The 2,925-nt window shown below is 39.9% G+C and carries 2 protein-coding genes; one reads left to right on the top strand and one right to left on the bottom strand.

Annotated features, from left to right (window positions below; genetic code table 11):
- The coding region (gene ettA / locus ACILQF_RS12545) for an energy-dependent translational throttle protein EttA (RefSeq protein ID WP_395627740.1) at positions 1-1,328 on the bottom strand (1,328 nt) is incomplete at its 3' end.
- 188 nt (positions 1,329-1,516) lie between these two features.
- Between ettA and ACILQF_RS12540 the strand changes: the two genes are divergently transcribed.
- Positions 1,517-2,925, top strand: a 1,409-nt coding sequence (locus tag ACILQF_RS12540; RefSeq protein ID WP_395627739.1) for a Clp protease N-terminal domain-containing protein, incomplete at its 3' end; no start/stop codon positions are given.

Here is a 2,925-nt window from a genome sequence, read left to right as displayed (position 1 = left end):
GCACCATTGAAATTAAATTTAGAGACGTATGCTCTTGAATTTATCGGACGATTGCCAAGCAAGATGGTTTCTTGCCCATCGGTAATGTTTTCCCAAACCGACTTTTCTGCATCTAGGTCGTCATGCATTTGATCTACATAACCAAGAGCAACTGTGGGTCCGACTCTAAATGAACCAGCATCAGGAATTTCTTGTCCAGTTATTAAGCGAAATAACGTTGTTTTACCCGCTCCATTTGGTCCGATGATACCAACAATCCCAGCTGGAGGCAGTGAAAAACTTAGGTTTTCAAACAATAATTTATCGCCATAGGCTTTCGTAACATTCTGTGCTTCAATTACCAGGTTTCCTAGTCTTGGCCCTGGCGGGATGAACAATTCTAGCTTATCTTCCCTTTCCTTGGTATCTTCAGAGGCAAGCTTCTCATAGTTTGATAAACGAGCCTTCGACTTAGCATGACGGGCTTTGGGTGCCATCCGAACCCATTCGAGTTCTCTTTCTAATGTTTTCTGACGCTTGCTTTCAGTCTTTTCTTCAGAAGCTAACCTTTTTGCTTTTTGGTCAAGCCAAGAAGAGTAGTTCCCTTTCCATGGAATACCCTCACCTCGATCAAGTTCTAAAATCCATCCGGCAACATTGTCTAAGAAATACCTATCGTGTGTTACGGCAATTACCGTCCCTTTATATTGTTTTAAGTGTTGTTCTAACCAATCTATACTTTCAGCATCGAGGTGGTTTGTAGGTTCGTCGAGCAATAAAACATCAGGTTCCTGAAGCAGTAGGCGACATAATGCTACTCTTCTACGTTCCCCTCCTGACAAAGTGGCAATTTTTGTGTCTGGCTCCGGACAACGTAGTGCATCCATGGCTCTTTCCAGTTTGCTATCAAGCTCCCAAGCCCCACAAGCATCGATTTGGTCTTGTAATTCTCCTTGTCGTGCCAGTAGTTTGTCCATCTCATCTGCATTCTCATATACCTCCGGCAGACCAAACTTTTCGTTGATGTCTTCGTATTCTTTTAAGATAGCAGTTGTGGAAGCGACTCCCTCCTCAACGACTTCACGTACTGTTTTTTGGACATCTAGGAGGGGTTCCTGCGCTAGATAACCAACAGTATATCCAGGAGAAAAAACAACTTCCCCTTGATATGCTTTATCTAATCCCGCTATGATTTTTAATACCGATGACTTTCCCGAGCCATTTAATCCGATAACACCTATCTTGGCACCATAGAAAAATGACAAATAAATATTCTTAAGTACCTGTTTCTGTGGAGGATAAATCTTATTTACCCCGGCCATAGAAAAAATTATTTTTTCGTCTGACATTTGTATTTATTATTGAACTCCAAATATCGTATTTTAGTCAGAGACATGTCAACTTTATTATCTAATATGTCTAGAAATGCGTTTTTTTTTAAATGGCTTAATTGTTGATAAATGTTCTACGATCGTCAGGTTTATTAACCTAATAATTTAATACATTAGGGCGTTAATTCTAATAGAAAGGTAATATAATGGAAGCTAAATTTTCACCACGCGTCAAAGACGTCATTTCATATAGCAGAGAGGAAGCCCTGCGATTGGGTCATGATTACATTGGAACTGAGCATTTACTGCTGGGTCTCATAAGGGAGGGTGATGGCATGGCTATAAAAATATTGAAAAATGCGGGTGTTGATACTGCCAAATTGCGCAAATCGGTAGAAGATTCAGTCAAAGGCACGTCAAGTACAACAGTCAATCTTGGTAATATTCCTCTAACCAAACAAGCTGAAAAAGTTTTAAAAATCACGTATCTCGAAGCTAAGATATTTAAAAGTGATGTTATCGGGACAGAGCACTTGTTGTTATCAATTCTTCGCGATGAAGATAATATAGCTTCTCAAATCCTTCAGCAATACAATGTTAACTATGATATATTTAAGTCTGAAATAGAGAATAATAAAGAAGGTTTCCGCGATGAAGCTCCAGGAGGTTCTCCTGCTGGGGATGATGAATTTAGAGAAGAGGAGAGTTTTAGTCAGCCGAAGAAAGTATCTGACATCAAATCAAAAACTCCCGTACTCGATAATTTCGGTCGGGATTTAACCCGTGCGGCTGAAGATGGCAAATTAGATCCAATTGTTGGTCGTGAGAAAGAAATTGAGCGGGTTTCTCAGATCTTATCACGTCGTAAAAAGAACAATCCAATTCTTATTGGTGAGCCAGGTGTTGGTAAATCTGCCATTGCAGAGGGACTTGCCCTAAGAATAGTTCAGCGTAAAGTTTCTCGTGTTCTTTTTAATAAGAGAGTAGTTACACTTGATCTAGCTTCATTGGTTGCCGGTACAAAATATCGCGGGCAATTTGAAGAGCGGATGAAAGCGGTTATGAATGAGTTGGAGAAATCGCCGGATGTTATTCTTTTTATTGACGAAATACATACTATTGTAGGTGCAGGCGGTGCTTCAGGGTCTCTGGATGCATCAAATATGTTTAAACCGGCATTAGCGCGTGGAGAAATTCAATGTATTGGAGCTACCACTCTGGATGAATACCGTCAGTTCATTGAAAAAGATGGCGCGCTCGACCGTCGTTTCCAGAAAGTGATGATTGAGCCGGCAACACCAACTGAAACCATTGAAATTCTGAACAGAATTAAAGAGAAATATGAAGAGCATCATGGTGTGACTTATACGGATGAAGCTATTAATGCTTGTGTAAGCTTAACTTCAAGGTATATCACAGATCGCTTCCTTCCTGATAAGGCTATTGATGCCCTTGATGAGTCGGGATCTCGTGTTCACCTAACCAATATTCATGTTCCACAAAATATTATTGATGTAGAACAGAAAATTGAGGAGATTAAAATAGAAAAAAATAAAGTTGTTCGTAGTCAGAAGTATGAAGAAGCTGCAAAACTTCGTGATACTGAAAAAAACCT

This window comes from Daejeonella sp. (assembly GCF_044232565.1).
Taxonomy (GTDB): domain Bacteria; phylum Bacteroidota; class Bacteroidia; order Sphingobacteriales; family Sphingobacteriaceae; genus Daejeonella.
This window is presented reverse-complemented; position numbering and strand designations above follow the sequence as displayed.